Origin of the sequence: uncultured Sphingomonas sp., assembly GCF_937871615.1 — a bacterium.
Classification (GTDB): domain Bacteria; phylum Pseudomonadota; class Alphaproteobacteria; order Sphingomonadales; family Sphingomonadaceae; genus Sphingomonas.
Genome location: NZ_CALMPA010000025.1, coordinates 1 through 26,136 on the forward strand (window position 1 = coordinate 1; position 26,136 = coordinate 26,136).

The window sequence follows — 26,136 nt, forward strand, 5'->3', positions numbered from 1 at the left end:
ACTGCGACTGCAAAGAACAACTGTAATGTTGAGCTCAACATTAGACGTATTCGCGGGGCGTGATGTCGACGCGAATGTCATTCCATTCCTCCGTCGGGACTTCGGCCAGGCGCCGTTCCATCAGCGCCTCACCGGTCGAGACGATCTGGATGACTGCGGAATGCCCGGCCTCCAGGTCCGCCGCGATCGAGCGGATCAGCGTCGGCGTCTTCATCGAGGTCAGCAGATGACCGAAGAAACGCTGCTTGGCGCTTTCGAAGGCGGAGCGGGCAGCGGATTTGGCTTGGCGGTTCAACGTCCCGGTCGAGCCGGTGATATTGGCAGCCTGCATGGCCGCGTCGAGATGGTTGTGGATGATGGCGAAGGCGCCGGCATAGGCATCGTAGATGCGCCGTTGCTCAGCGGTCAGTTCATGCTCGACCAGCTCATATTCGACTCCGTCGAACGACAGCGATCGTGCGGTGTAGAGGCCGAGTGCGCGCAGGTCGCGGGCCAGCACCTCCATCGCCGCGACGCCGCCGGCCTCGATCGCCTCGACGAACTCGGCGCGGGTGGAGAATGGAAAATCGTCGCCACCCCACAGGCCCAGGCGCTGTGCGTAGGCAAGGTTCTGGACCGTGGTGGCGCCGGTGGCGGAGACATAGACGACACGGGCATTGGGCAAGGCATGCTGGAGGCGAAGCCCCGCGCGCCCTTGCTGCGAGGGCGTGACGTCGCCCCGTTCCCCCTTGCCGCCGCCGGCATTCTGCATCGCGTGTGCCTCGTCGAAAATGATCACTCCGTCGAAATCGGAGCCCAACCATTCGACGATCTGCTTGACCCGCGAAACCTTCTCGCCGCGGTCGTCGGAGCGCAGCGTGGCATAGGTTGTAAATAGGACGCCTTCCGGCAGCGTGATCGGCTTGCCCTGCGGGAAGCGCGAGAGCGGCGTGACCAGCAGGCGCTCCATGCCGAGTGCGGACCAGTCGCGCTGCGCGTCCTCGATCAGCTTGTCGGATTTGGAAATCCAGACCGCCTTGCGCCGACCCTGCATCCAGTTGTCGAGCACGATACTGGCGGACTCGCGCCCCTTTCCGACGCCGGTGCCGTCGCCGATGAAGAAGCCGCGGCGGAAGCGGACGACACCGCTTGCATCGTCGGCGGCGGCCGCCACGACATCGAAGGTGTCATCGACGGCCCAGGAGCCCGCAAGAAAATCGGAATGGGCTTCGCCCGCGAAGATCAGGGTTTCGAGCTGGGCGTCGGAGAGCGATTCCAGGATGGTCGCTGGCAGCGTCGGCCGATAGCTCGGCTTCGGCGGGGCGACCGAGGCCATCGCGGCGGATTGCACGAGCTTGGTGGGGTGGACCTGAGACCCAGGGATACGGATCGTCTGCAATCCGTATTGCTCGTAGATCGCGTCGCTGAGGCGGGCGCCCTCGGCAGGGGTCCAGTCGACGGTCTCATAGGCAAGCGGCACGCCTTTAGGATCGGGGATGCTGGTGCGGGTCGCCGATGTTGCGGCAGTGCGCGCGAGATAGCCGCGGACGGTGCGCGGTGCGGCGCTAATCGGCATGACCCGGACAGCGGGCGCAAGACGCAAGCGCGGCGGCACATGCTTGGCGATCCACGTCATTAGCGTGGCAATGTCGGGCGCTATACCGGGAGATGCCGGAACGACGGACGGATCGTCGGCCGGAATCTTGTCGATCACGGTCAACCGGGTTTCGACGGTCGTGCCGTGCTTCGCATAGATCGAGCCATGGACGGCGGCGGTGAAGACGACGCGGCCCCGTTTCTGCAGACGGACGAAGGCATCGCGCGAGGCCGGCATGTCCGGCCCGAAGTTCGAGCCGGTGATCGCGACGAGGCGCCCACCCTCGGCAAGCCGCGCGAGCGCGGAAGCGAGATGGCGATAGGCTGCGTCGGCAGCGCGTCCCTCTACATTGGCGAGCGCCGAGAATGGTGGGTTCATTACCACGGCGGTCGGGACGATCGCCGGATCGAGATGATCGTCGATCTGCGCGGCATCGAAACGGGTCACGGAAACGGCCGGAAAGAGGGAGGAGATGAGCGTGGCCCGGGTTTCGGCGAGTTCGTTGAGGACGAGCGTGCCGCCGGCGATCTCGGCGAGGATGGCTAGCAGGCCCGTGCCGGCCGATGGTTCGAGCACGCGATCGGCCGGGGTGATGGCGGCCGCGGTGATCGCGGCCAGGCCGAGCGGGATCGGAGTCGAGAATTGCTGGAAGGCCTGCGCCTCCTCGGAGCGGCGCGTGTGGGTGGGCAGAAGCCCCGCGATCTTGCCGAACAGAGGAACAGCCGCGGCCGGAGACCCGGCTTTGCGCAAAAGCGCCTTTCCGTATTTGCGGAGCATGAGGACGGTTGCGGCTTCGCAGGCGTCGTAGGCGTCCTTCCAGTCCCAGGCGCCGGCAGTATCGGACGCGCCGAAGGCGGTCTCCATGGCGGTGCGCAAGACCGCGGCGTCGATGCGCTCGCCGCGCTCGATGTGAGGAAGGAGGAGAAGTGCGGCGGCATGGATGGCGGCAGTGTCGGTCGGCTGATCGGCGGCGATCGGCAGCGCCGCCGCAAGGGTGTGAGCGTTCATGGGAGACGTCCTTGGGAGAGCGGAGCGGGAAAGCCCGCCGGCGCTCTCTCTCGGACCGGACGGACTCAAACCCGTCCCGGCCTCCCTCTCGCTCTCAAGGGGCGCGGCCCGGCCGCGCCATCAGGCGATAGACAATGGTCTCGATGATGTTAGGCATCATCGCCGCCATCGAGCATCTCAGCGAGCCAACCGTCGGTATAGGTCCACGCCAGGGTTTCACCGGTCGCGAGATCGAGGACATGCGCGCCGCCACCGAAATCGTCGAGACGCGGCCGGGAGCAGGTGTTGGCGTACTGAAAGCCCCATCGGCCGGTGAGCTGGAATTCAGCGGCGCAGCGTATGACGAACTGGATCAGCCGTTCGGGATCGCCGGTGACGTCGTCGCGCAACCAGAGTTTGGTGCCGCCATGCTCGGGCTGGATGGACAGGAGAAAGCCATCGGACGGCGGTTCCTCGGATGCTCCGTCCTCGGACAGTTGGTTGTAGAGATCGAGCGCGCGGGCTGCGTTCTCGGGCGTGCCGACATCGAGCAGGCATGAGAAATGGGTGAAATAGTCGGCCATGGGGCCACTCCCGGAGAGCAGGGAACGGGAGAGCCGGCAGGCGCTCTCTCCTCCAGATCCGGCTCGCCACGTCCGGGCCAAACTCTCCCTCTCGATCGCCGCGCATGAAAAAAGCCCGACGCCCCCGAAGGGACGCCGGGCTGGTCGGGTCAGGAAAGACGCTTCGTCACTCGGCGGCGGCGAGGTGCCGTTCCTCCTCATCATCGGCGGTGGTCTCCTCGTCATCGCCGTCGAGGAAGTCCGGCAACGCCTCGTCGCCCTCGCCAGCATCCGCCTCGGTGCTTTCCGCATTGGCGCCGGAATTGCGCAGCGGTTCGGGCAGCCAGCCCGTCTCGGCGAGGAGACGTTCGGCTTCGGTCGCCATGTCGCCCTTCTTCAGATGCGCGATGAGGTGGGCAGCCCGCTCGCCGGCGCCTTCACGCACCGCTTCGAGGATGCGGGGCTTGGTGACGCGGCCGAGATAGTTGGCGACGGTCGGCCGCCACCCGGCTTCGGCCATGTCGAGCCCGACCGCCAGCGACAGGCGATCGGCCTCGGCGATGCGCTGTTCGACACCATGTGCCGAGACACGGCCGCCGTAGCGATCGGCGCGCTCATAGAGCGCATTGACGCCGAACGAAGCGCAATGGGCGAAGAGTTCGGCCTGTTCGGGGCCGGTCAGTGCGGCCAGCCCATCCCAGAGATCGGCGACTTTGGCCGGGAGCCGTTTGCGCCAGCTATCGTGCCGAGCCTCGATCGCCTTGGCATAGACGCTGTCACGAAGCCCTTCGGGCTGCGAATGGAAGGTCGTGCCGCGCACGCTGACCTCCATCGCGAAGCCATACTGGCTGCCGCCGTAGAACACGTCCTGGCAGAACTTGCGCAGGACGGCGACGAAGGCGACCGAGGGATCGCTGGCGAGCTTGTCGCGGAGCGCGAGGGTGCGATCGGCGGTCAGCTCCGTGATCAGGCGATCGGGGAGCGGCTTGATCGTGTCGTCCTCGTCCTCCTCCTCGGGCTCGGCGGGCTTGCCGCCGATGGTGATGATCGCGCGCTGCACCGAAGGCGTCGCCGGATAGTCGGCATCGTGGTCGCCGCCATCCTGCTCTTCACCCTCGCCATCGTCCGCCCGGCTGGCAATCTCGTCCTCGGGGCGGACATAGCCACGATCGATCGACAGCGTGCCGTCGGCATCGAGGCTGACGAAGACCCCGGCGATCGCGATGTCGGCGGGTTCGTAGTGGACCGGCCGCTCGTCGAAGCTGGCGAGCGCGGTTTCGATTTCGCCAAGGCGCTGATCGATCTCGTCCGGCAACTCGCCGGCGTCCTCATATTCGGCCTCCAGCTTGGCGTACTCGGCGTTGAGCGCCTCGATGGTCGCCTGTTCGTCAGCCGTCAGGTCGAGCGGCGTGCCCACGATCTCGCGCAGGCCGTGGGTGGCGCCATAGGGGAAGCTCACCGCCACCTCGATCCATTTCCAGCCTTCGCCGGCGATCGCTTCGGCGGAGGTCTTCAGCTTGTCGGCGACCAGGCGATCGAGCAGCGCAGGATCCTGCAGCCAGCCGCCGTCGTCATCCTGGAAGAGATCGCGCAGCACGCAGCCGCCGGCGGTTTCATAGGCATCGATGCCGACGAATACGGCCCGCTTGTCGGATGCGCGGACAGCGGTCTCGGTCAGCATGCGCCGGATCTGGTAGGGTTCCTTCTGCCAGCTATTGCGAACCGACTCCCAGACCTGCTCCTGACGCGCATGATCGTCGGTGACGGTGAACGCCATGATCTGTTCGAGCGTGATGCCATCCTCGGCATAGATATCGAGCAATGCCGGCGAGACGGCCGCGAGGCGAAGCCGCTGCTTCACGACCTGGACGGGCGCGAAGAATGCAGCCGCAATCGCCTCCTCGGTCATGCCCTTCTCGCGCATCGCCTGGAACGCGCGGAACTGGTCGAGAGGATGCAGCGGCGCGCGTTCGATATTCTCAGCCAGCGACACCTCGTCGACGAGGATACCGGCATTGGCGTCCGATACCACGCACGGCACCTTGGAGGTCTTGGTGAGGCGCTTCTGCTTGACGAGGAGTTGCAGCGCGCGGAAGCGACGCCCGCCCGCCGGCACTTCGTACATGCCGGTTTCCTGGCCGTCGGCATCGAGCACCGGCCGGACGTGGAGGGACTGGATGAGACCGCGCCGGGCGATCGACTCGGCCAGCTCGTCGATCGAGACGCCGGCCTTGACGCGGCGGACGTTCGACTGGCTCAGCACCAGCTTGTTGAAGGGGATGTCCTGCGCCGACGACAGGGTGATCTTTGGAATGGCAGTTGCCATGAGACTTACTCCGCGACGGGCGCCGAGAGCCTCTCTCTCGACCCTAAACCCGTCACGAAGCGAAGCGCCGCCCTCTCACTCTAGGAGGGCAGCGCATCGGAGTTGGGGAACGATGGAGGAAAAGGGCAAAGCCGGAGACACGGACAACCGCATCTCCGGCATTGCGGGGATCAGGCGGCGCGATCGAGCAGCTTCTTGGCCTTGCCTTCGAGCTCGAGCCGCGCGTCCTGGTGGGGCTTGTCGCGCGCGACGGCGGTGATGCCCTGGACGAAATCGAAGATGCTTTCCGGCGGGCGGCCTTCCTCGGCCAGCACCGCGTCGATGATTTTGCCCGTCTCGGCTTTCGAGAAGCCGCGGCGGCGCAGGAATTCGGTGCGCTCTTCGTCCTTGTGCGCGACGATGCGTTCGCGCGCCGCCTTGATGCCGGTGATGAACGGCTGCGGTGAGGAGTCCGCGAAGCTGAGCAAGGCCGGCGCCGCCTCATGGGCGAAGCGCGAAGCGGCGTATTTGGAATGGCGGATGGAGATCTCCTCGAAATCTTCGACGCCCCACAAATTGCGATTCTGGCACACGGCCCTGAGATAGAAGGACGCGATACCAAGGGTCTTGGCGCCCACTTCGCTGTTCCAGGCATAGAAGCCCCTGAAATAGAGATCGGGCGATCCATCCGCGAGCTTGCCGGCTTCGATCGGATTCAGATCGTCGACGAGGAAAAGGAAGACGTCGCGATCGGAAGCGTAGAGCGTCGTGGTGTCCTTGGTGATGTCGACGCGCGGATTATAGACGCCGGTCGACCAGTCGAGGACACCGGGCACTTTCCAACGGGTGTCGCCGGTGCCGTTGCCGGCGATGCGCTGCACGGCTTCGACCAGCTCGTGGTCGTAGATCCGGCCGTAGTCGGGGCCGGTCACGGCGCGCAGCTCGACGCGGCCGTCGTCGGTCTCGAGGGTCTTGATCTGCTCGGCGCGGTGGGCGGTCAGCCCATATTGCAGGTTGATGCCGGCGAGCGCGGCGGGGAGCTGCCGCAGATAGGCGGCCGGCGCGCCGACCTGGCTCGCGAGCTGACCGAAACTCCAGTGCGTCGGAGCGATGGGCTTGTCGGCGCCTGGTAGGATCAGGGCAAGCCGTTCGGGATCGGTGCGGCTGGCTTCGACATGGATAAGCGCGGATTCGACAACGCGCGTTCGGCTGCGCTCGGTGCGCTCGCGGACGGTCCGGCCGAGTTCGGCGAGCGAGAGATAGCGCTCGTCGTCGGGTCGCGAGAACCACTCCGAGGAAACCCGACCGATGCGCTCGCCGCGGTTGATGTCCACCTTCCAGCCGCCACTCACGTCGCGCCGGGCATCGAGAACCTGCATGTTCATGGGATCAAACTCCATGACGGGCGCCGGAAGACTCTCTCCCGACCCTCAACCCGTCACGGAAATCCGGTCCACACTCTCACTCTAATGAGGGCGTTGCGGGGTCTCCCCGCAGAAGGGGTCGGCCGAGACCCTGGGCTCGGCCGCAGGGGAAGGCTTTCCCCTCCAGGCCCCCTCTCAATCGCTGGCCCTTCCAGTCGGTTTGGGGGAGATTGAAAACTGTCAGAAAACCGCATATATTTCTGACAGGAGAAGTGCCGTGCAACGACTGACCGAACAGATTCTGGCGCACACCGAGGGCTTGCCCGAGGGCGCTCCGATCGCGGCGAAGAGCCTGCTCCATCTCGGCAATCGCGCCGCGGTGGATCAAGCCTTGTCGCGACTGGCTGAACGTGGCCGGCTGATGCGTGCCGGGCGCGGCGTCTATCTGCGCCCGGTTTCGAGTCGGTTCGGCGTCCGCGCGCCCTCCGTCGAGAAGGCCGTCGAAGCCCTCGCGCTCCAGCGCGGCGAAACCATCGTGTCGAACGGTGCCGCGGCCGCTAACGCGCTCGGCCTCACGACACAGGTGCCGGTCCGGTCGGTCTATCTGACATCGGGCCGTAGCCGGACGATGAATCTGGGCCAGCAGGTCGTCGAGCTGCGGCATGCGCCGCGCTGGCAGTTGGCGCTGGCCGATCGGCCCGCCGGACAGGCGGTGCGAGCGCTCGCCTGGCTGGGGCCGGAAAAGGCAGAAGCCGCCTTGATGACGTTGAAGCGCAAGTTGCCGTCTTCCACGTTCGGCGAACTCGTCGCGGTCGCGCCCCAGCTACCGAGCTGGCTCGCCAGGACGGTCGGCAAAGTTGCATACGGCCGAAGGAGCCATTCTCAGGTGGGCGGCCTACCTATTTAGATTGTCCGAAATTTGTATATTTATTTCGGACAATCCACTTGGTTCGCGTCCGAAAAAGGACTACAATTTTCGGACATGAACACCGACTCGCCCGATCTGAAGAAAGCCATGCTCGAGCGCATCCGTGCGGATGCGCCACGCAAGGTCTGGACGCCCAGTGACTTCGTCGATCTCGCCTCGCGGGACGCGGTCGATAAGGCGTTGCAGCGGCTGACGAAGGTCGAAATCCTTAGGCGGATTGATCGTGGGCTCTACGATCAGCCTGGCTTCAACAAACTCACCCAGAAACCCAATCCGCCTGATCCGCGCTCAGTCATCGACGCCGTCGGGCGACGTGACCAAACCCGGATGCTTGTCGACGGCATGACCGCGGCGAACGATCTGGGCCTAACTGACGCCGTCCCCGCCAAAATCGTGGTGCACACCGACGCTCGGCGCCGCGCGATCAAGCTCGGCAACGTAACGATCACCTTCCGTCCAACCGCGGCCAGCAAGCTATTCTGGGCCGGACGACCAGCGATGCGCGTCGTCCAAGCGCTTCACTGGCTGCGCGATCTCCTGGTTCGTGAAGGAGAAAGTGATCAGGTTAGGCGCAAGCTCGCCAATCTTTTCGAAGATCCCACGGTGGGACCGCCCCTCAAAGCGGATCTCACTGCCGGTATGACAGCTCTTCCGACATGGATGTGGGTGTTTCTCAAGCCGCTCGTTGAAAGCGACGCCGGCGTTCGTCGTCGGCACGTCGATGATGATCGTGATGATGCTGATCATGATCGTCATCAACAAAGAACGGCGGACGATGCCGATGATCAGCGTCATGCTGCCGTCGCCCGGCCCAAGCGAAAGCCGCTCTCCCCGCAGAAGGCACAAACTGCCAAGCGCGGTGCAGCCCGGGCGGTGAAGACATGAATCCGGCTTTCGACGAGGTTCTCGCGGCCGGGTCGGACGCGATGTTGAGCGCCTTCGATACGACGGCGCTACGCCTCGGCACGGCGTCTCAGAATATCGAGAAGGACTTCTGGGTCTGCTGGACGCTGGATGCCTTGTTCAATGGCTTGAAAGAGGGCGGACCCCGCCTCCTCTTCAAAGGTGGAACCTCCCTGTCCAAAGGGTTTGGTTTGATCAATCGCTTCTCCGAAGACATTGATGTCACGGTGTTTCGGGACGACATCGGCGAGCCGGCGACCATCGAGGAGCTCGAAGCGCTGAGTAGCAAAAAGCGCCGGGCGCGCCTCGATGCGATCAAGGACGCCTGCCAAGCCTACATCAACGGCCCGCTGCGGGCTGAGTTGACGCAGATCCTGCAGGACCGGCTTCAGGCTGCCGGCCTCGATGCCGGCGCGGCCCGAGTGGAAGCCGATGACGCTGATCCCGACGGGCAGACGCTTCTGATCTGGTATCCCGCGGCGACGCCGCGATCGGATTATGTGCGGGCAGCGATCAAGATCGAGTCGGGCGCGAAATCCGCGCTCGATCCGAACAGCGAAGTGCCGATCAAACCCTATGTCGATGATGATCTGCCGGCGCTCGACCTGACCGTGCCGGCCGTCCGCACGGTCGATCCGGAACGTACCTTCTGGGACAAGGTTGTCATCCTCCATGGGCTGCGGCGCTGGTTCGACAAGCGCGGCGAGCTGCGCGGGGGCGGCCAACGCGTTTCCCGTCACTATTATGACCTGCACCAGCTCGCCGCGGCCCGCGTCGGCGCCGCCGCCATCGCTGATCCGGCGCTCGGTGCGGATTGCGTCGCGCACGCCCGGATGTTCTTCAATCGACCGGACTTCGATCTCGCGAGCGCTGCGCCTGGCTCGTTTGCACTCGCCCCGCATGACGCGATGATCGAGCAACTGCGCGTCGACTACAGGGCCATGCAGGGCATGATCTTTGGCGATCCACCGGATTTCGAGGCGGTGCTCGACAGCATCGGCTCGCTCGAGACGCGTCTCAACAAGAAGGGCGATACGGGAGGCGGGGCCGCGCGATGAACCAGTTGGAGGGAGCTTTCGACACCGGGCAAAAGGCAGACGCGCGTGGCGCGGGCGAAGCGATCGTAACCCCGCTGCGCAAACGCCGCCTCAGCGGCGAACTCTACGAGCGCGACCCGAAGATAGAAGCCCTCATCGCCGAATTGGCAGTCCTGCCGCGTGATGGCTTGATCGCCAGGGCGGAAATCACCAAGCGCTCGGACCCGGGCTACGTCCCGAGCGAATGTCTCGTTTACTTCATTCGCGCGAGCCGTCGCGACAACAACGAGGTGTGGTTCGAGCGCCTCTATCGGATCTTGACCGAACGGGTGCTGCGCAGTTTGCCCAGGGCGGAAAGCTCCGATGGAAAGACGGAATCGCTGACGCGCGGGGTCGTGCGCGACAAGGTGTTCGGCCGGTTCGTCGAGCTCTTTTCGGCGGACCGCGCCGCCTACGACGAAAAGGTCGACTACTTCGAGGTGCGCTTCGATGGCGCGCTAGCGAGCCTGCGGCGCGATGCGCAGGAAAAGGCCTGGCGCGACGAAAACCGTTCCCAGCCCCTCGAATATGACGAGGAGAGCGGAGAACTGTCACCGGAGGTCGAGGCGGCCGCAGGGACCCACGATCCCTTCGCCGTGTCGGATTTCGACGACCCGTCTTACCGGTCGCGCCTGGATGCAGCGATTGAAGCTCTACCGACAGAACAAAGCAGGATCATTCACATGTTGAGACAGGGCTTCCCCATCGACTCCAAGGAGCCGGACGTCATGACCATCGCCAAGGCTTTGGGCCGCTCCGAAAAGACCGTCCGAACCTACCGCGACAAGGCCTTCGCCGCCCTGCGAGCTGCCATGGCCGACGGAGACGAGCGGTGAGCCCCGGCGGCGGACGTCCATCCCGCGAGGCCGTGCTCGACGCGTTCGCGGTCGAGAGCGAGCCTGGCCGGTCGACCTTGGAACGCTATCTGCGGCTATACCCGGAATATGCCGGGGAGCTCATCGACCTCTCGCGCGAACTCAGCCGCGAGGCTTATGAAGATGCCGCACCCCTCTCTGCTACCGATCGGGCGCTGATCGACGCTGCCTGGTCGCAACACGCGAAGGTTATGCCGGCGGCAGCAGCCGACCCTTTCGCGGCGCTGACGGTCGATGACTGGCGCGCCGTCGCGCAGCGTCTGGACGTGCCCCGGCAGGTCGTGACCGCACTGCGCGAACGGCGGGTCTCTCTCGTCAGTATCCCGCGACGCTTCCTGGCGATATTGGCGGATGCGATGCGCAGCTCTGTCGCACAGTTGGAGTCGTCCTGGGGGCCAGCGCACCTGATTGTCGCGCGCAGCTATAAGGCCGACAGCAAACCGGTGGCCGGCGAGCAGGTCACCTTCGAGCAAGTGCTGATCGATGCCGGCGTCCCGGCCGAGAAGCGCGCCCGGCTGTTGGCGGAGGCGGACTGACATGGACAGTGTGGAGCTCGCCAGGCAAGTCGCCGCCGAGCTTCACGCTCGCCTCGTTGCATCCGGCGCCGATCCCTGGTCGCCCTATGACTTTGCTGTCGCCGAGGCCAAGCGGCGGGGGATTGATGTCGAACGGACTGCCGCCGGCGCAGCCGTCCTCAATGGCGGCCGCGCGACTTTCGTCGCCGCCGACGATCTGATTCTTCACGAGAATATGGGCTCTCCGTTCGAGCAAGCTTTCCTCGTGGCGCATGAGATCGGCCATGTCGAGCTGGGCGACGATCCTGGTGGCGAAGCGGCGCCGATGATTGATCCGGCACGCCCGGCCGAGCCCTCACCAGTCGGAATGGATCGGGTTGTCGATTATGGACGCCGGCAACGCCGCGAAGTCCAGATGGACCTGTTCGCGCGCGAACTGCTGCTTCCGCGCACCGTCGCGCGGGCGCTCCATGTCGACCAAGGGCTCGCCGCGTCCGCCATCGCCGCGAAGCTCGGCGCGCCGTTCGAGGTCGTCGCGCAGCAGTTGTTCGATGCTTTGCTGCTGCCGCCCGTGCCTCCCGCCGCGACTGCGGCGCATGTCGAACGGCCGCTCAATCCGCTGCAAGCGGCCGCTGCGGCGCATCGCGGCGAAGCCTATCTGCTTGAGGCGGGGCCTGGCACCGGCAAGACGCAGACGCTGATCGCGCGCGTCGAGGGCCTTCTAGGCGAGGGCGTCGATCCACGGCGCATACTGCTGTTGACCTTTTCGAACAAGGCAGCGGGCGAGATGGCCGAGCGGATCGCGCGCAAGCGGCCCGAGGCTGCGGCCGCGATGTGGATCGGCACGTTCCATGCCTTCGGCCTCGATATCATCCGTCGTTTCCATGCGGAGCTCGGCCTGCCGAAGGACCCGCGGATGATGGACCGGACCGAAGCGGTCGAACTCCTCGAGGGGGAGTTCCCGCGGCTTAGGCTCGCGTACTACCGCAATCTTTACGATCCGACCCAGATCATTGCCGACATGTTGGCCGCCGTATCGCGGGCGAAGGATGAGGTGGTCGACGCCGAAACCTACGCCGCGCTCGCCGACGCCATGCAGGCGAAAGCCCAGGACTCGGATGCGCGCGAGGCGGCGGAACGCGCCGGCGAGGTTGCCCGCGTCTACGCGGCCTACGAACAGCTCAAGCGCAACGCGCATTGCATCGACTTCGGCGATCTTGTCGCCTTGCCGGTGCAACTGCTCGAAAAGGAGGCGGCCATCTGCGCGGCGCTGCAGGCGCAATATGATCATGTCCTGGTGGATGAGTATCAGGACGTGAACCGCAGCAGCGTGCGGCTGCTGAGCGCACTGCGGCCCGACGGCCGCAATCTCTGGATGGTCGGCGACGCCAAGCAGTCGATCTACCGGTTTCGCGGTGCCTCATCCTTCAACATAACCCGGTTCGGCAAGGAGGACTTCGCCGGTGGCAATCGCGGTCGATTGAAGCGTAATTATCGTTCGGTGCCGGAGATTGTCGCCAGCTTCTCCAGTTTCGCGATCACGATGCGCGCCGGCGATGCGGATAGTGGCCTCGACGCGGACCGCGACGCCAATGGACATAGGCCCGAGTTGCGCACGGTCCAGCGCGCCGAGCAGCAGCAGGTCGCCCTGGCCGACGCTATCGAGGAGCTGCGGCGTGACGGCTACGCCTATCGTGACCAGGCGGTCCTGTGCACCGGCAACGAAAAGCTGTCGACGATCGGGCAGGACCTGGAACGGCTCGGCGTGCCGGTCCTCTTCCTGGGAAGTCTGTTCGAGCGGGGTGAGGTCAAGGATCTCCTGGCTCTCCTCTCGATCCTGGTCGATCGGCGCGCCATGGGCCTGGTGCGCATTGCCTGCTGGCGAGACTTCGCCACCTCCTTTGCCGATGTGGTCGCGGTCTTCGACCATCTGCGGGCGGCCGAGCACGCGCCGGCGGGCTGGCTGCGGCATGGCGAGGCGATCCCCGGTTTGAGCGACAGGGGGCGGCAGACCGTTGCCAAGCTCGCGACTGCGCTCGATGGTTTCGATCAGACGGCCTCGCCCTGGACCGTGCTCGCGACGCTGTTGCTCGATCGCACACGCATCGCCGCGCGCCTGGGCGCGTCGGAGGATCTCGCCGACCGCACACGGGGCATCGCGATCTGGCAATTCCTCAACTTTGTGCGGGTACAACCGGCCGGACGCGGGCTGCCCATCACGCGCCTGCTCGATCGTGTGCGCAGGCTCGTGCGGCTCGGCGACGACCGCGACCTGCGCCAATTGCCGGCGGCCGCCCAGCATCTCGACGCCGTGCGGCTGATGACCATCCATGGCGCCAAGGGCCTAGAGTTCGGTGGCGTCCATATTCCTGGGCTTAACAGCGACACGATCCCACGCACGCCGCCGGCGCCGCCCTGTCCGGCGCCCGACGGGATGATCGCGGGGGCGGAGGGCAGTGCGCTGGAGGCGTTCCGCGCAGGTCAGGCCGAGGAGCAGGAGTGCCTATTTTACGTGGCGCAGTCGCGCGCCCGCGATCGCCTGATCCTTTATGCGCCGACCGAGAAGAGTAACGGCCACAACCGACCGCTTTCGCCATTCCTCGACCGTCTCGGGGCGACCTTAACACGCCGTTCGCTCGTGCCGGCACGGCCGCTTCCCGTGGCCGCGGAAGCTCGGGATATCGATTTGGTGGTCGACGGACGGCTGCGGTTAGGCGCCCCGCAGATCGCTCTTTATGAATCCTGCCCGCGTCGCTTCTTCTACACGCATGTCCTGCAGGTCGGCGGCCGGCGAACCGCGACCGCCTTCATGCATCTGCATGAGGCGGTTCGCGTGGTGGTCGAGGCGGTGATCGCGTCGGATGGACCCGTGTCCGAGCAGGCGCTGCAAGATCGCATCGATGCGGCGCTCGCCGGCGAGGGGCTCGGCGAGCACGGCTATCGCGCGGAATTCCGCGATCTGGCGCTGGCAATGCTGCGCTTCTTCCTGGCGAACCGCGCCGAAGCAGTCCCCGAAGCGCCGGTCGCGCTCAGCCTCAGTTTCGGCGGCGAGGAGATCATCGTTCGGCCGGACGAGGTGCTGGTGCGGCCGGACGGCATCCGCGCCGTGCGCCGCATTCGCACGGGTCACATGCGGTCGGCCGAGGGCAAGGATGTCGGCGCGGCGGCGCTGATGCTGGCGGTCAGGCAGTCCTTTCCCGGCGCGGTCGCAGAGCTCGTCCATCTTTCCGACGGCGAGGCACATGCGCTTGCCTTGTCCGATCGGGAGCTGAAGGGGCGCAAGGACAAGCTCGCAAAGTTTCTCGGCGACATCCGCGCCGGACGGTTTCCGGCCGAGGTTTCGTCGCGCACCTGCCCGAACTGCCCGGCCTTCTTCATCTGCGGGCAGACCCCCGACGGCCCCTTGCAGAAAAAGTTCGTCTGACCTTACCGGTCGGCCTCCCTCGCTCCGATTGGACCCTTAGAGCCGCGGCGCTGCCTCGGCCGAACCTAAGGACCCAATCTTATGAACACCGAAGAACTTCTTGATTACGACGATCTCGGCAACGCCCTGCGCGAAGGCCGGGCGTTGCGTCCGGCGCGGGGGTATCGCTTTCTCCTCGCGCAGGGCGATCTCAACTTCCAGTCCCGTGTGGTGAGCGATCCCGTGCCGCTCGGCCGCCAGTTGCTGGAAGCCGCGGCACTCGACCCGCGGGACGGTTACAGCCTCATCGCGATCCTGCCCTCGGGCGATTTCGAGGATGTGAGGCTCAACGAGCCGTTCGACCTGCGTGAGCGCGGCGCCGAGCGGTTCATCGCCTTCCAGACCGACCGCGACTTCAAGCTGACCCTCAACGACCACGAGCTGCTCTGGGGCAAGCCGGTCATCAGCGGCACGGTGCTCTACGGCCTCGCCAAGCCCGGCGAGGGGGAGGCCGTCTTCCTCGAGGTTCCCGGCGGTGAAGATCGCCTGATCGAGCATGGCGAGCTGATCGATCTGGTCCAGCCCGGCATCGAGCGGTTCATCACCGCGCGGCTGACGTTCGAGATCATCGTCAATTCGCGGCCGCGCACGGTGAACGCCCGCACGGTGACGTTCGAACAGATCGTCCAGCTCGCCTTCCCGGGCCAGCACGAACCCAACGTCGTCTTCTCGATGACCTATCGGCACGCGGCGTCGACGCCGCCCGCCGGTGAGCTCGGGGTTGGCGGCTCCGTCGACGTCAAGAAGAAGGGCACGGTGTTCAATGTCACGCGCACTGTTCAGTCGTAATCCGGACCTCAAGCGGCTGCGGGACGAAGGCTACTTCGTCCAGCAGCAGGGCGGGTATCTCGTTATGCGCGAGGTGCCGTATGTCGATGCGCGCCGGGAGGTGCGCATCGGCACCCTCATCTCCAGCCTCACGCTGGCCGGAGATCAGACGCGCCCGCCCGACACCCATGTCATCCACTGGGACGGCGATTTCCCGTGCCACGCCGACGGCAGGCCCATCCAGGGCATCTCGCATGCGGCCGGCGCCTTCGATCTCGGCCACGGCCTGAAGGCGACGCACAGCTTCTCCAGCAAGCCAGACGGCGGCTACTCGGACTACCACCACAAGATGACGAGCTACGCGAATATCCTCGCGGGCCCGGCCGCAGTGCTGAAGTCCGGCGCGACGCCTCGCACCTTCCGCGAACCGGAAGAGGAGGAGGACAGCGTCTTCAACTATGTCGAGACCGCCTCCGACCGTGTCGGGATCGGCGTCCTGACCGAGCGACTCGTCAACGAGCGGGTCGCCATCATCGGCGTCGGGGGGACCGGCGGCTACATCCTGGATTTCGTCGCCAAGACGCCTGTCCGGGAAATCCGGCTGTTCGACAGCGACGAGTTCCTGACCCATAACGCGTTTCGCGCGCCGGGCGCTCCGAGCCTGGAGGAATTGCGGGAAGCGCCCAAGAAGGTCGAATACCTGAAGCGCATCTACAGCCGGATGCACCGGAACATCGTGGCGCACGATGTCGCGCTCGGCGTCGACAACATTCACCTTCTCGACGGCGTCACCTTCGCGTTCCTGTCCCTCGATGCGGGTGACGCTAAGCGGCTGATCGTAGAGAAGCTCGAGGCGATCGGCGCCGCGTTCGTCGATGTTGGCATGGGGCTCGAGCTCGACGAGGGGTCGCTGGGCGGCATCCTGCGCGTCACCGCCAGTACGCCGGAGAAGCGCGATCACGCGCGGCAGCGCATTTCCTTCGTCGGCGGCGGCGCCAAGGACATCTACGCCTCCAACATCCAGGTCGCGGATCTCAACGCCCTGAATGCTGTCCTCGCGGTCGTCAAGTGGAAGAAGATTCGCGGCTTCTACCGCGACCTCGAGCGCGAGCATCACTGCACCTACACCACCGACGGCAACATGCTGATCAACGGGGATCTCGCGTGATACGGCACAAGCGACTCGAACATCGTTTCGTCGAACACATCCCTGAGCGCCTTGAGGCAGGCATTCTCTATGTTTCGATGGAATATGCCACATCAGCCCACAGCTGCTGCTGCGGTTGCGGCGAGGAGGTCGTCGCCCCCTTCACGCCGACGGACTGGAAGATGACGTTCGATGGCGAGACCGTCTCCCTTCGGCCGTCGATCGGCAATTGGACGCTGAAATGCCGGTCACACTATGTGATCGACCGCAGCAAGGTGATCGAGGCCGGCCCCTGGAGTGACGAGCAGGTCGAAGCCGAGCGTCGTCGTGACCGCGCTGCCAAAGCGCGCTTCTACGGGCAGACGCCAGCGATCGAACTTGCCGTTCAGCCCGCTCCCGTCAAGGCGGCTCCCGGCTTCTGGCGCCGCGCCTGGCGTTGGCTATCTGGCAGATCGTGACGATAGGCCCGACGGCAGGTTGCCGTCGGGCTATCCCGCTTCGGAACGCAGCGCAGCCCTAAGAGACAAATCAAGAACATCTATCAGGAGCTTACACGGTCTTCGCCGAAATCCTTGTGCAAGGAATGACCGACACACCATATATTGATGTTAGGCATGGGGCGATCTCCTAGCACGTGCGCGTCTCCACTCATGGTGGTGGGGACGTGGGCGAGCTTCTTGCGACCTCCTCCGGTGCCTGGCGAGGACAGATAGGCATCGAGAAGGAGCGTGGAGAATGGATGCTACCGAATTCAAGCCCGGCGATCTTGTGCGGGTGAAGTCAGGCGGGCCGATCATGACGGTCGAGCAGGTCGGGAAGACGGCCATGCTGGAGGAGGATGCCGTCTGGTGTGTCTGGTTCGAGAAGGTGGGCAACAAGCAGGTCGCGCGGAAAGACACGTTCGCGCCGGTCGTGCTGGAGAAGGCTGAGAAGCCACGAGCCGCGTTCTCCGTCGGCGTCGTTCGGGCGTAGCGTGGTGCCTCATGCCGTTTCGCGGCCTGTTCATCGGCATCGACCGTTATAGCTCGACCGGCATTGATGAGCTGACCTGCGCGCGTCGCGACGCGACGGCGCTGGAGGCACTGTTCTTCGACACGCTGGGCGGCAGCACAGTCTTGCTGGCAGATGCGGAGGCCACGCGGCAGCGGATTGAGGACGCATTTGCCGACCTGGCCGGCTGCGGCCCCGAGGATACGGTGGTGATCGCGTTCTCCGGCCATGGGTCGGAGACACATGAGCTCGTCACCCACGACGCGAATCCAGATGATCTCGCCGGCTCCGCGATCCCGCTCGAGCTGTTGCAGGAATGGTTCTCGCGGATACCGGCAAAGCGCCTGATCCTGTTCCTCGACTGTTGTTTTTCCGGCGGCATTGGGGCGAAGGTTCTGCACGTCGATGCGAAGCCGCGCAGCCTTTTGTCCGCCGAAGCGCGCCTGGCTCAGCTTGGCGGCGCTGGTCGGATCATCTTCACCGCCTCCGCGGCGACCGAGCCCGCCTATGAGCACCGCCGGTTCGGGCACGGCTTTCTGACCCACTTTCTGCTTGAGGCGCTATGTGGCGCCGAGGAAGTCGTGAGCGGCGGCAAGCTCTCGCTCTACCGCCTCCTCGAGCATGTCACGAGCCGCGTCCGGGCGGCCGCGCTGCAGGGCGGCAAAGAGCAGAACCCGACCATGCGCGGGAGCATCGACGGCGATGTCGCGTGGCCCGTGTTCGTGCCGGGCGCTAAGTATCGGGCGGCCTTCCCGGCGCGTCTGCCTGCCAAGGTGACGTCCGATCTTGCCAGCCTCTCGTCGGCCGGTTTCCCCGACGCGCTTGTCACCGCCTGGGCTGGAGCGATCCCGTCCTTGAATGCGCTTCAGATCTCCGCCATCACCGACTTCGGCGTGCTGGACGGCGAGAACCTGGTGGTGTCGGCCCCGACATCCTCGGGCAAGACGATGGTGGGCGAGCTCGCGGCGCTCCGGAACGTGCTGGATCGCAAACGGGCTTTGTTTCTGCTGCCGCTTAAGGCCCTTGTGGCAGACAAGCGGCGGCACTTCGAGAGCGTCTATGGCGGTTTCGGGGTCCGCACGGTGGAAGCGACGGGCGAGACGGACGACATCGCGCCTCTGCTGCGGGGCCAATACGATGTCGGTCTCCTGACCTATGAGAAGTTCGCCGCGATCGCGCTGACATTCCCTCATGTGCTGGCGCAGGTCGGCGCGATCGTGATCGACGAAGCGCAGATGATCGCCGACCGTGGCCGCGGCGCGAATCTGGAGTTCATTTTGACGCTCATCCGGATGCGCCGGCGTGAGGGGATCGAGCCCCAACTGATCGCGCTTTCGGCTGTGATCGGGGACACGAACGGCCTTGAGCAATGGCTCGGCGCGCGGCTCTTGCGGCGCACGGAGCGGCCCGTTCCGCTTGAGGAGGGCTTGTTGCTCGGCACCGGGCATTTCCGCTTTCTTGACCCGGAGAATGGCAATGAGCAGGTTGAGGGGCCGCTCGTTCGGCGTCTTGTCGGCGGCAAAGGATCCAGCCAGGATTGGATCATCCCGCTGGTGCGCAAGCTTGTCGCCGAAGGCCAGCAGGTGATCGTGTTTCGCGAAACCAAGGGCGAAGCCCGCGGCTGCGCCAACTATCTCGCAGAGTCGCTCGGATTGCCTCCGGCTGCCGAGGCGCTGACGCAGATGCCCGGCGGCGATCCCTCGCAGGCCAGCGCCGACTTGCGGAGCGCGCTGGGGCGCGGCGTCGCTTTCCACAACTCGGATCTCGACCGCGAAGAGCGGCGCGTCATCGAGGAAGAATTTCGCCGTAGCGGCTCGGGCCTGCGCGTCATCGCAGCCACGACGACGCTGGCGATGGGCGTGAACACGCCCGCGTCATCGGTCATCATCGCCGGCTTGAATCATCCCGGCGACGAGCCCTATTCGGTAGCCGAATACAAGAACCTAGTCGGTCGCGCGGGAAGGCTTGGCTTCGCCGAGAAGGGAGCTTCGTATCTGCTGGCGCTCGATCCGCGCGCCGAGCATGATCTGTGGTCGCGATACGTGACCGCGGAGCCGGAAGACTTGGTGTCCCGCTTCCTCGACGGTACAACCGACCCACGCTCCCTGATTATCCGCGTCCTAGTCGCGGCACAACGAGCGGCCGGCGAAGGCGTGCCGAGCGAGGAGATTGTCGAATTTCTGGAATCGAGCTTCGGCGCGTTCCAAGCCCGGCGCGCCCATAGCGCGTGGCAGTGGAGCCGGCCGGATCTGCTTTCGGCCCTAGCGGATTTGGAACGCCACGGCCTGGTGCAGAAGAACGCTACAGGCGCGTATGAATTGACCAAGCTGGGCCGTCTCGCTGGCGAAAGCGCGGCAGAGGTCGGGTCCATCGTCGCGCTCGTAGATTGCCTCGGCTCGCTTCAGCCCCAAGAAATCAGCGATCCCGTCCTGATTGCCGCAGCTCAAACGACGGTCGAGGTCGATCAACTCCTTTTTCCGATCAACCGAAAAAGCACGCAGAAAGAGCCTCAGCTATGGCCCAACGAGCTGCAGAGGCAGAATGTGCCGTGGCACGTCCTGAACGCGCTTCAGCGCGGGACAACAGAAGATCATCAGGCGACCCTGCGTGCGAAGAAGGCGGTCGCTTGTCTTTTGTTCGTGTCCGGTCGTGCCATGAGCGAGATCGAGCGCGTGCTGACGCAGTTCGGTGGTGCGTTTGGCGGCGCCGCCGGCCCCATACGCGCGGTCGCAGCGCGGACTTGCGATCTGATGCCGGTCGCGGCTCGCGTCGCCGAGATCCTGCACCCCACGCTCGATCTCGGTGACCGTGTGAGACGTCTGGCGATCCGGTTGACATATGGCGTGCCCAGCGCCGCCGTCGACCTCGCCCAATTCGCTGGAGCCGATTTGCTGCGGGGCGACTATTGCCGCTTGGCCGCCGCGCAGCTCTGTGAGCCCGAACAGATCGACGCCGCAACTGATGACCAAATTCTGGCATGCGTGGACAAGGACAGGCGCAAGCTTGCACTTGTCCGCGATGCGGCGAAGCGCGTTGCCAAGCGTCGGGCCGAAGCGGTGGCGCCTTCCGCCCCGATCCTTGAAGTATATGTGCCCTAAATTGCGCGCAACGGGGGCGTGAGGCGATTGCGTCAGATGCCCCCTCTGCGAGACGTTCCTGCCTCAGAAAGTCTCCAATGCTGGCGGAGCCAATGCGGCAGCGGGCGATCAAGCGGTCGAACGAGACAACGCGCCGCTACGGCTGCGCTCGGTGTGCAGGAGTGTCAGGATGGTCTGCCGGTTCGGAGCAAATGACCTGGTCGCCGATGGCGCCAAACCGAAGATCGTCGATTTCTTCAAAAAGCTTTTTCGACTGCATCGTGGGCGGCGATGAATTGCTCGCCGACCAGTGGCTGATCGCAAGCCTCAAGCTGCCAAGCGACGCTCCTCGTCCTCGGCTTCGTTCCCCGGCTCTCCAACCGCTTTGGTCAGGAAGAGGTCAAGCGCAGCTCGACGAGAATCACGATCCAATGCGTAGGCCGTCTGTTTGAATTCGATCCCCTCGAGTAGCCCTTGGATGTAACCGGAGATCGTGTCGGCGGCCATGATGAGCGCAGTGTCGAGCGTGTGAATGTATTTGCTCGTCACCGAGCCCTTGGAGTGGCCGACGAGCGCCGCGATGGTCACCTCGGTGAAACCGAGATCGTTGGCGATGCTGGCAAAGCTGTGACGCAGGACATGCGGGGTGACGCCGGCGAGCGGACTGTCGCTGAAAATCTGTTCCCAATGGTTCGGGAAGCTGCCGAACGCATGGTCCTCGCCCTGACCTGGGAAGACATAGGTGCCCGCTGCGGTCTTGCGCCGTTCCTCCAGATACTCGACGACGGGCAATCCGATTGGACGAATGGACTCACCTTCCTTGCTGTCCACCAGGCGCATGCAGCTCGCGTCGGTGTCAGCTTCGATCCACATTAGCGAGATCATTTCCGAGCGGCGGCAGCCGGTGAGCGCGATCTGCCGGATGATGTCCACGGTCATGGCGTATTTTTCGTTCGCCGCGGCATCGCGAAGCATTTGCCCGAGGGTGCGATACTCCGCCTCGGTCAGCCTACGATTCCGAACATTGTCCTTGGGCTTCTTGATGCCGTGCGCCGGATTGACCTCTATAATCCCAGCATCGACAGCGTAGGTGAGGATTCCGCCCAATAGGCCGACGGTGCGCGTGGCGGTGCCCGCGCCACCACGAACAATGGCCTTTCCTCGCAGCTTTTTCGTCTTGACGGCGACGCGCGTCTTGCCGGCCATGATGTCCTTCAAGACCTTGTTGATGTCGGCCTTGGTGAGATCCTTGACCCGGCGCGCGCCGATCAGCGGGATGATGTGCCGCTCGATACGGCCAGTGTCGGTGACGATGGTGGTGGGCTTTTTCGGTCGCCCGCCCTTACCCAGAATGAGGCCCGCGTTCAGATCAGCGGTATAGAGGGCGCAAAGCTCCTTGACCGTGATGGCCTTGTGATCGAGCTGACGTTCTTCGGAAGGGTTGTCGCCGCGCGCGACGCGCCCGAGTTGGACCTTCGCTTCTTGCCGGGCTGTCTCCGGCGTCCACACGCCATGCAGGCCGATGGTGTAGCGTCGCGTGCGTCCAACAGCGCGATATTGGATGAGGTAGCTGCGCTTGCCGGAGGCGAACACGCGGAGGCCGAAACCGGGCAGTTCGTCGTCCCAGATAAAATAGTCCTTCTCGCGAACATCGGCAGCGTCCACGATCCGCTTGGTCAGCTTTGCCATGAGGTGTTCCCCTCGCTAGTGAGGGGCTGCTTCCGCGGAAGCACCACGGAAGCAACCGGATGGATATCGGAGCGAAATTCTGGATAGACAGTTCGGCGCGGAAATACGAATTGTCTAGTATCTTCAGTTACATATCGCATTGTAGCGTGCCCTGTCGTGCATTTAGGATAGGCAGGCTAAATTGCTCCGAAGGCAGAGGCCACAGGTTCGAATCCTGTCGGGTGCGCCAGTCCTGTATAAAAGTAAGAACCCCGTCGCTTGCGTCGGTGCCGCCGAAGATAGCGTGTTCCAACGCTTGGCGGCTCCCCCGTATCAAGACCGATTCGGACGTCACGACGATTTCATCGGCAAGCAGCCGCACATAGGCTTTCCGAAGCATGGGATCTTCATCGCGCAGCCCTTCGCGGACAACCGCTGCGAACCTGTCCAAAATCGTCGGCGTAATGTTGCGCCGGGGCATAGCAAGCTGCTGTTCAAGGCTGCGGATTTCTACGGCGAGGTTAGCCAACCTCGCGTTGTGGTTCTGAAGGCGCTGTCTGAGCTGTGGATCATGCGTTCCAAGCTCTCCCAGTTCGACCAGTTCGAGGAGGCGCATCTTCTGGCCCTCCACCTTCGATTTTTCTGCGCGCCGAGCCTTCAGCGCTTCGCGGCGTTCAGCAAGTGCGGCGTCAGAACGATCAAGAACGGATTCCAGGAGCAGCCGGAGACGCTCGGGCGCGAGTATCCGCTCGGCCAGTGCTTCGATCACGATGTTATCGACGACATCCATCCGCACCGGAGTCGATGAACATGCGGCGAGATCGATGGTGCGTTTGTGACCGCAGATTAAATAGCGATAGCTGCCGCCTTTGCCGGTCCGCAGGATCATGCCCGCGCCGCATCCTTCTGCGCCGCATTTCGCGATTCCTGCGGTTAGGGTCGGCGCATTCGCCGTTCGGGGCGCCGTAACTTTCGGATGGTGCCGGGCGAGTTTGGCCTGCGCCTTGGCGAAATCCGCGCTGCTCACAATCGGTGGCACTTCGACCGCAATCCACTCCTCGCGCGGCCGCTTCTGACGCGTCCGGCTGTCGACCTGATTGTAATAGTGCGTACCCGCGTAAGTTTCGCGATGTAAGATCAGGTGCACGGTCGCGGTTCGAAACGGCTTACCCCGGATAAGCAGCCCTCGGCGATTCAACTCGTGCGTAATAGCAATAACGCCGGATTTTCCGTAATTTCCACAACGCTCGAGATACAGATCGAAGATCAACCGAACAACGGCCGCTTCTTCTTCATAAATGCGAAGTTGCTTTTTGTCCTTTTTCGCCATTCTTCCGGCAACGAACGTCTCGTATCCAAACGGTGGGGTAGAACCGTTCCAGAAACCGCTTGCGGCATTGGCTGCCATCGCCATTTTGACCTGCTCGGCGTTGACGTCACTTTGATAAGCGTCGACCAGCGTCGTGACGCCGCGCGCTAGCTTGCCGCTGGGACCCTCAGCAACCTGCTGCGTAACGGATTCGAGTCGGACCCGACTCTCTTCGAGCTGCCGACGATATCGTTCAAAATCAAAATCATCGCGAAAGAAGCGGCTGAAATTATAAATCAGTACGACATCGAACGGAGTCGGCTGCGCTTCGGCATCAGCGATCATGCGTCGGAACACGGGTCGGCGATCACTGCGAGCGGACGCCCCAGGTTCGCGGTAGACCTCGAGCAATTCATAACCCTGGGTGGAGGCCCAGGCTCGTATGCGCTTTTCCTGTTCCGCGAGCGAAATCTGATGCTCGGCCTGACGCTTGGTCGAGACACGGACATAACCGACCGCTCGAAGCCTAGCTCGTCCTAATCCAGTTTTTATCACATTTTCCTCCCTCGCCGCGGCGGCGATCAGCGAAGGTCGCTCTGCAGAATCTTACGGTTCGTCGAACAATTCACGGATCTGCTGACCCAGCAGCCGTTCCAGGATTTCTACCTCTTCCGCCATCACTGCCAGTCGGCCGGCGGAGGCCAGCCGCCCCTCAACAGCGGCATCCCGCCGCGGGGTCGCGGCGGGATGCAGGCGCTTGAAGGGTGGCGTATCGACCATGCCACTGGTGTGACATGGTCTGAGCCTGGATTTTGCCGGGGTCAGTCGGGCGGCGCGCTAAACTTCACATGCGCTTTGATCCTCACGGTCAAATCCTGAATCAGTGCGTTTCGGTCTGCCGCCGACATCCCAGCCGGGATCGGCCGAATCGTGAGCGCACACGAGCCGTTGGGCTTGCGCGACCAGACCGCCTGTTTTTCGACGCCCCCCGCCGCGATCGCGATCGGCCGGAATGCCTCAGCCTCGGCCGGCGTCAGCAAAAGACGTCGCGCGAGCTCGGCCGGCGCAAGCGCAATTCCTCGCGCGGCAAACTCGGTCGCGGTTGCCAACACGATTTCGCGTCGCGCCGGGTCATTGAGGGCCGGTGCCATCGTCTCGGCGAAGTAGGCATTCGCGCGGTCCGGGTTGCGCATCACCGACAGGAGCACCGGCGGGAGGTTGGCGAGCATCAGCATCCGACTGACCACGGAGGCGTCTCGTCCCAATGATCGGGCAAGTTCGCGCTGATTACCGTCAAAAAACGTGGTCAGCGCAGACGCCCAATTCCGCGCCCGCTGGAGATCGGTCAGATCCATGCGCGCCGCATTTTCCACCTCCGCAACTCTCCACGCGTCGACGTCGCTGAGATCGCGGATCTCGACCAAGAGCGTGAATGTCGGATCGGCGGTGCGCAAATACATTGCCGCACCGTGTCGACGCGTGCCCGCGACGAGTTCCAATCTATTCGGATCCGTTCCTCGCCTGACGATAGCGGGAACCTGCTGCCCTCGCGCCCTGATACTCTCGACGAGATCGTGATTGGCCCCCACATCGAACGCCGTGCCTGCGCGCGGGTTAAACGAACACGGCACACATATCGACGGATCAACCCGTACTATCTGTCCAACGCCCGATCCGTCGCGCACGGCGCGCATATCCGTTTGTGAACCAACCTCGGGGCCGGCGCCCGACGCGATCGGACCGACGTCTTCGAAGAGTTTCGGCTCAACACGTGTTTCCATATGCATATTCTCGCTCCTAAGGGGCGGCCTGAGCGCCGCCCCTCGGGACTGCATACGCAAATTACCGGGCTATTTTTGCCGGGGTCACTCCCCGCCCTTTCCCTGATCCGACGAAGCAAAGCGATGCGAAATTCCTGCACCAAATCCCTTCTCGATCGATTCGTACTGCGCGGCGACATGGTCCGGAAGGCCGCTTTGTCCTTTGAGCTTTTTTATACCTTTAACGGCAGAGAGATGCTCAGATTGAATTCGTTTTGACCGATGTCGTGTGGGATCTTTTGGATCGCGGTCATCCTCACTGTTGTCGCCCAGCGGCAACAGGTCACGGGCCGTAATGCCATTGCCCAATTGCACCGGATTCCTCATACCCGGCTTAACTGGTTCGAGTGCGGGGTCGCGCCCTTCGCGCGCTTTAATCGCCATTGTGCTAGCAATTTTCTCTGCTTTTTCTTCAACACCCATCGCCCGCGCACCAGTGCGAGCAGGCCTGACGAACCAGCTCCGATAAATTGTAAAAAGCTCCCGTTTCAGTTCTATTTGTGGCTGCGGTTTAAAAATCACCTGGCTACCTCGCTTTGGATTGCTTCCATCGCGCAGTATATCTCCACGATCCGGTAAAGCCCCAATCTGTGAGACGATTCGATCAATCGCATATGTCAGGGCAACCATCGCGGGAATCGAAAACCGTTCGGTTGAAATTGAGTGCCGGATTTCGAGCGTTGGCTCTTTCGACCGGCCCTTCTTTTGTCGCATGCCCGCGGTCTTGTCGGAATCTCGCGCGGCCGTCCTAGGGTCAAAACTCAATCAGCCTCTTGAATCGCAGCCGGTTTCCTGATTCACC

20 protein-coding genes are annotated in these 26,136 nt (G+C 64.0%); 11 read left to right on the top strand and 9 right to left on the bottom strand.

The genetic code is table 11. From position 1 onward, the window contains the following. Window positions 1–40: 40 nt before the first annotated feature. The 4 genes from Q0316_RS07320 to Q0316_RS07335 all read right to left on the bottom strand — a co-directional run bounded on the left by Q0316_RS07320 (window position 41) and on the right by Q0316_RS07335 (window position 6,816). The gene (locus Q0316_RS07320) at window positions 41–2,584 is read right to left on the bottom strand and encodes a strawberry notch-like NTP hydrolase domain-containing protein (RefSeq protein WP_367179656.1); all 2,544 of its coding nucleotides are present in this window, start codon (window positions 2,582–2,584) and stop codon (window positions 41–43) included. Window positions 2,585–2,733: 149 nt separating this feature from the next. Continuing rightward, window positions 2,734–3,147, bottom strand: a complete 414-nt coding sequence (locus Q0316_RS07325) for a hypothetical protein (RefSeq protein WP_298670922.1) — start codon at window positions 3,145–3,147, stop codon at window positions 2,734–2,736. Between the two features lie 166 nt (window positions 3,148–3,313). Further along, on the bottom strand, window positions 3,314–5,452 hold the full coding sequence (locus Q0316_RS07330) for a ParB/RepB/Spo0J family partition protein (RefSeq protein WP_298670924.1): 2,139 nt from the start codon (window positions 5,450–5,452) through the stop codon (window positions 3,314–3,316). 170 nt (window positions 5,453–5,622) lie between these two features. Further along, window positions 5,623–6,816 (bottom strand): hypothetical protein, encoded by a 1,194-nt coding sequence (locus Q0316_RS07335; protein WP_024338475.1) that lies wholly within the window; start codon window positions 6,814–6,816, stop codon window positions 5,623–5,625. A gap of 256 nt (window positions 6,817–7,072) precedes the next feature. On the opposite strand from Q0316_RS07335, the gene Q0316_RS07340 reads away from it, so the two are divergent. From Q0316_RS07340 to Q0316_RS07390, 11 genes are all read left to right on the top strand, one after another. After that, window positions 7,073–7,702, top strand: coding sequence for a DUF6088 family protein (locus tag Q0316_RS07340; protein ID WP_006023614.1), 630 nt, complete (start codon window positions 7,073–7,075; stop codon window positions 7,700–7,702). A gap of 12 nt (window positions 7,703–7,714) precedes the next feature. Then, a complete protein-coding gene (locus Q0316_RS07345; RefSeq protein ID WP_244469219.1) occupies window positions 7,715–8,608 on the top strand; it encodes a DUF6088 family protein in 894 nt (297 codons plus the stop codon). After that, window positions 8,605–9,684, top strand: coding sequence for a nucleotidyl transferase AbiEii/AbiGii toxin family protein (locus tag Q0316_RS07350; RefSeq protein ID WP_006023612.1), 1,080 nt, complete (start codon window positions 8,605–8,607; stop codon window positions 9,682–9,684). Before Q0316_RS07345 ends, Q0316_RS07350 begins: the two co-directional genes overlap by 4 nt. Beyond that, window positions 9,681–10,538, top strand: a complete 858-nt coding sequence (locus tag Q0316_RS07355; RefSeq protein WP_006023611.1) for a response regulator transcription factor — start codon at window positions 9,681–9,683, stop codon at window positions 10,536–10,538. Before Q0316_RS07350 ends, Q0316_RS07355 begins: the two co-directional genes overlap by 4 nt. Beyond that, complete coding sequence (locus Q0316_RS07360; RefSeq protein ID WP_006023610.1) at window positions 10,535–11,113, top strand: hypothetical protein; 579 nt, start codon at window positions 10,535–10,537, stop codon at window positions 11,111–11,113. Before Q0316_RS07355 ends, Q0316_RS07360 begins: the two co-directional genes overlap by 4 nt. Window position 11,114: 1 nt before the next feature. Beyond that, window positions 11,115–14,516, top strand: a complete 3,402-nt coding sequence (locus Q0316_RS07365; protein ID WP_006023609.1) for a UvrD-helicase domain-containing protein — start codon at window positions 11,115–11,117, stop codon at window positions 14,514–14,516. 81 nt (window positions 14,517–14,597) lie between these two features. Further along, window positions 14,598–15,344, top strand: coding sequence for a multiubiquitin domain-containing protein (locus tag Q0316_RS07370; RefSeq protein ID WP_006023608.1), 747 nt, complete (start codon window positions 14,598–14,600; stop codon window positions 15,342–15,344). Then, window positions 15,319–16,491 (top strand): ThiF family adenylyltransferase, encoded by a 1,173-nt coding sequence (locus Q0316_RS07375; RefSeq protein WP_006023607.1) that lies wholly within the window; start codon window positions 15,319–15,321, stop codon window positions 16,489–16,491. Before Q0316_RS07370 ends, Q0316_RS07375 begins: the two co-directional genes overlap by 26 nt. Beyond that, window positions 16,488–16,928, top strand: coding sequence for a DUF6527 family protein (locus Q0316_RS07380; RefSeq protein ID WP_006023606.1), 441 nt, complete (start codon window positions 16,488–16,490; stop codon window positions 16,926–16,928). The genes Q0316_RS07375 and Q0316_RS07380 overlap by 4 nt, the downstream gene beginning before the upstream one ends. Window positions 16,929–17,205: 277 nt before the next feature. Next, window positions 17,206–17,442, top strand: a complete 237-nt coding sequence (locus tag Q0316_RS07385) for a DUF2158 domain-containing protein (RefSeq protein WP_006023605.1) — start codon at window positions 17,206–17,208, stop codon at window positions 17,440–17,442. Between the two features lie 11 nt (window positions 17,443–17,453). Continuing rightward, a complete protein-coding gene (locus Q0316_RS07390) occupies window positions 17,454–20,558 on the top strand; it encodes a DEAD/DEAH box helicase (protein ID WP_006023604.1) in 3,105 nt (1,034 codons plus the stop codon). Between the two features lie 306 nt (window positions 20,559–20,864). Here Q0316_RS07390 and Q0316_RS07395 read toward each other — a convergent pair whose 3' ends face one another. The 5 genes from Q0316_RS07395 to Q0316_RS07415 form a co-directional block, all read right to left on the bottom strand. After that, complete coding sequence (locus tag Q0316_RS07395; RefSeq protein WP_006023603.1) at window positions 20,865–22,226, bottom strand: site-specific integrase; 1,362 nt, start codon at window positions 22,224–22,226, stop codon at window positions 20,865–20,867. A gap of 127 nt (window positions 22,227–22,353) precedes the next feature. Then, the gene (locus Q0316_RS07400) at window positions 22,354–24,069 is read right to left on the bottom strand and encodes a recombinase family protein (protein ID WP_298670938.1); all 1,716 of its coding nucleotides are present in this window, start codon (window positions 24,067–24,069) and stop codon (window positions 22,354–22,356) included. Between the two features lie 51 nt (window positions 24,070–24,120). Further along, on the bottom strand, window positions 24,121–24,294 hold the full coding sequence (locus Q0316_RS07405; RefSeq protein WP_298670940.1) for a hypothetical protein: 174 nt from the start codon (window positions 24,292–24,294) through the stop codon (window positions 24,121–24,123). 41 nt (window positions 24,295–24,335) lie between these two features. Continuing rightward, window positions 24,336–25,301, bottom strand: a complete 966-nt coding sequence (locus tag Q0316_RS07410; protein WP_298670942.1) for a ParB/RepB/Spo0J family partition protein — start codon at window positions 25,299–25,301, stop codon at window positions 24,336–24,338. A gap of 78 nt (window positions 25,302–25,379) precedes the next feature. Then, window positions 25,380–26,048, bottom strand: coding sequence for a hypothetical protein (locus Q0316_RS07415; protein ID WP_298670944.1), 669 nt, complete (start codon window positions 26,046–26,048; stop codon window positions 25,380–25,382). Window positions 26,049–26,136: the final 88 nt, after the last annotated feature.

What these genes read in the sequence shown, in the direction of transcription:
- Q0316_RS07320 (WP_367179656.1), bottom strand. Translation starts at nt 2,584, where the DNA reads ATGAACGCTCACACCCTTGCGGCGGCGCTGCCGATCGCCGCCGATCAG.
- Q0316_RS07325 (WP_298670922.1), bottom strand. Translation starts at nt 3,147, where the DNA reads ATGGCCGACTATTTCACCCATTTCTCATGCCTGCTCGATGTCGGCACG.
- Q0316_RS07330 (WP_298670924.1), bottom strand. Translation starts at nt 5,452, where the DNA reads ATGGCAACTGCCATTCCAAAGATCACCCTGTCGTCGGCGCAGGACATC.
- Q0316_RS07335 (WP_024338475.1), bottom strand. Translation starts at nt 6,816, where the DNA reads ATGAACATGCAGGTTCTCGATGCCCGGCGCGACGTGAGTGGCGGCTGG.
- Q0316_RS07350 (WP_006023612.1), top strand. Translation starts at nt 8,605, where the DNA reads ATGAATCCGGCTTTCGACGAGGTTCTCGCGGCCGGGTCGGACGCGATG.
- Q0316_RS07355 (WP_006023611.1), top strand. Translation starts at nt 9,681, where the DNA reads ATGAACCAGTTGGAGGGAGCTTTCGACACCGGGCAAAAGGCAGACGCG.
- Q0316_RS07365 (WP_006023609.1), top strand. Translation starts at nt 11,115, where the DNA reads ATGGACAGTGTGGAGCTCGCCAGGCAAGTCGCCGCCGAGCTTCACGCT.
- Q0316_RS07370 (WP_006023608.1), top strand. Translation starts at nt 14,598, where the DNA reads ATGAACACCGAAGAACTTCTTGATTACGACGATCTCGGCAACGCCCTG.
- Q0316_RS07375 (WP_006023607.1), top strand. Translation starts at nt 15,319, where the DNA reads ATGTCACGCGCACTGTTCAGTCGTAATCCGGACCTCAAGCGGCTGCGG.
- Q0316_RS07385 (WP_006023605.1), top strand. Translation starts at nt 17,206, where the DNA reads ATGGATGCTACCGAATTCAAGCCCGGCGATCTTGTGCGGGTGAAGTCA.
- Q0316_RS07390 (WP_006023604.1), top strand. Translation starts at nt 17,454, where the DNA reads ATGCCGTTTCGCGGCCTGTTCATCGGCATCGACCGTTATAGCTCGACC.
- Q0316_RS07395 (WP_006023603.1), bottom strand. Translation starts at nt 22,226, where the DNA reads ATGGCAAAGCTGACCAAGCGGATCGTGGACGCTGCCGATGTTCGCGAG.
- Q0316_RS07405 (WP_298670940.1), bottom strand. Translation starts at nt 24,294, where the DNA reads ATGGTCGATACGCCACCCTTCAAGCGCCTGCATCCCGCCGCGACCCCG.
- Q0316_RS07410 (WP_298670942.1), bottom strand. Translation starts at nt 25,301, where the DNA reads ATGCATATGGAAACACGTGTTGAGCCGAAACTCTTCGAAGACGTCGGT.
- Q0316_RS07415 (WP_298670944.1), bottom strand. Translation starts at nt 26,048, where the DNA reads ATGCGACAAAAGAAGGGCCGGTCGAAAGAGCCAACGCTCGAAATCCGG.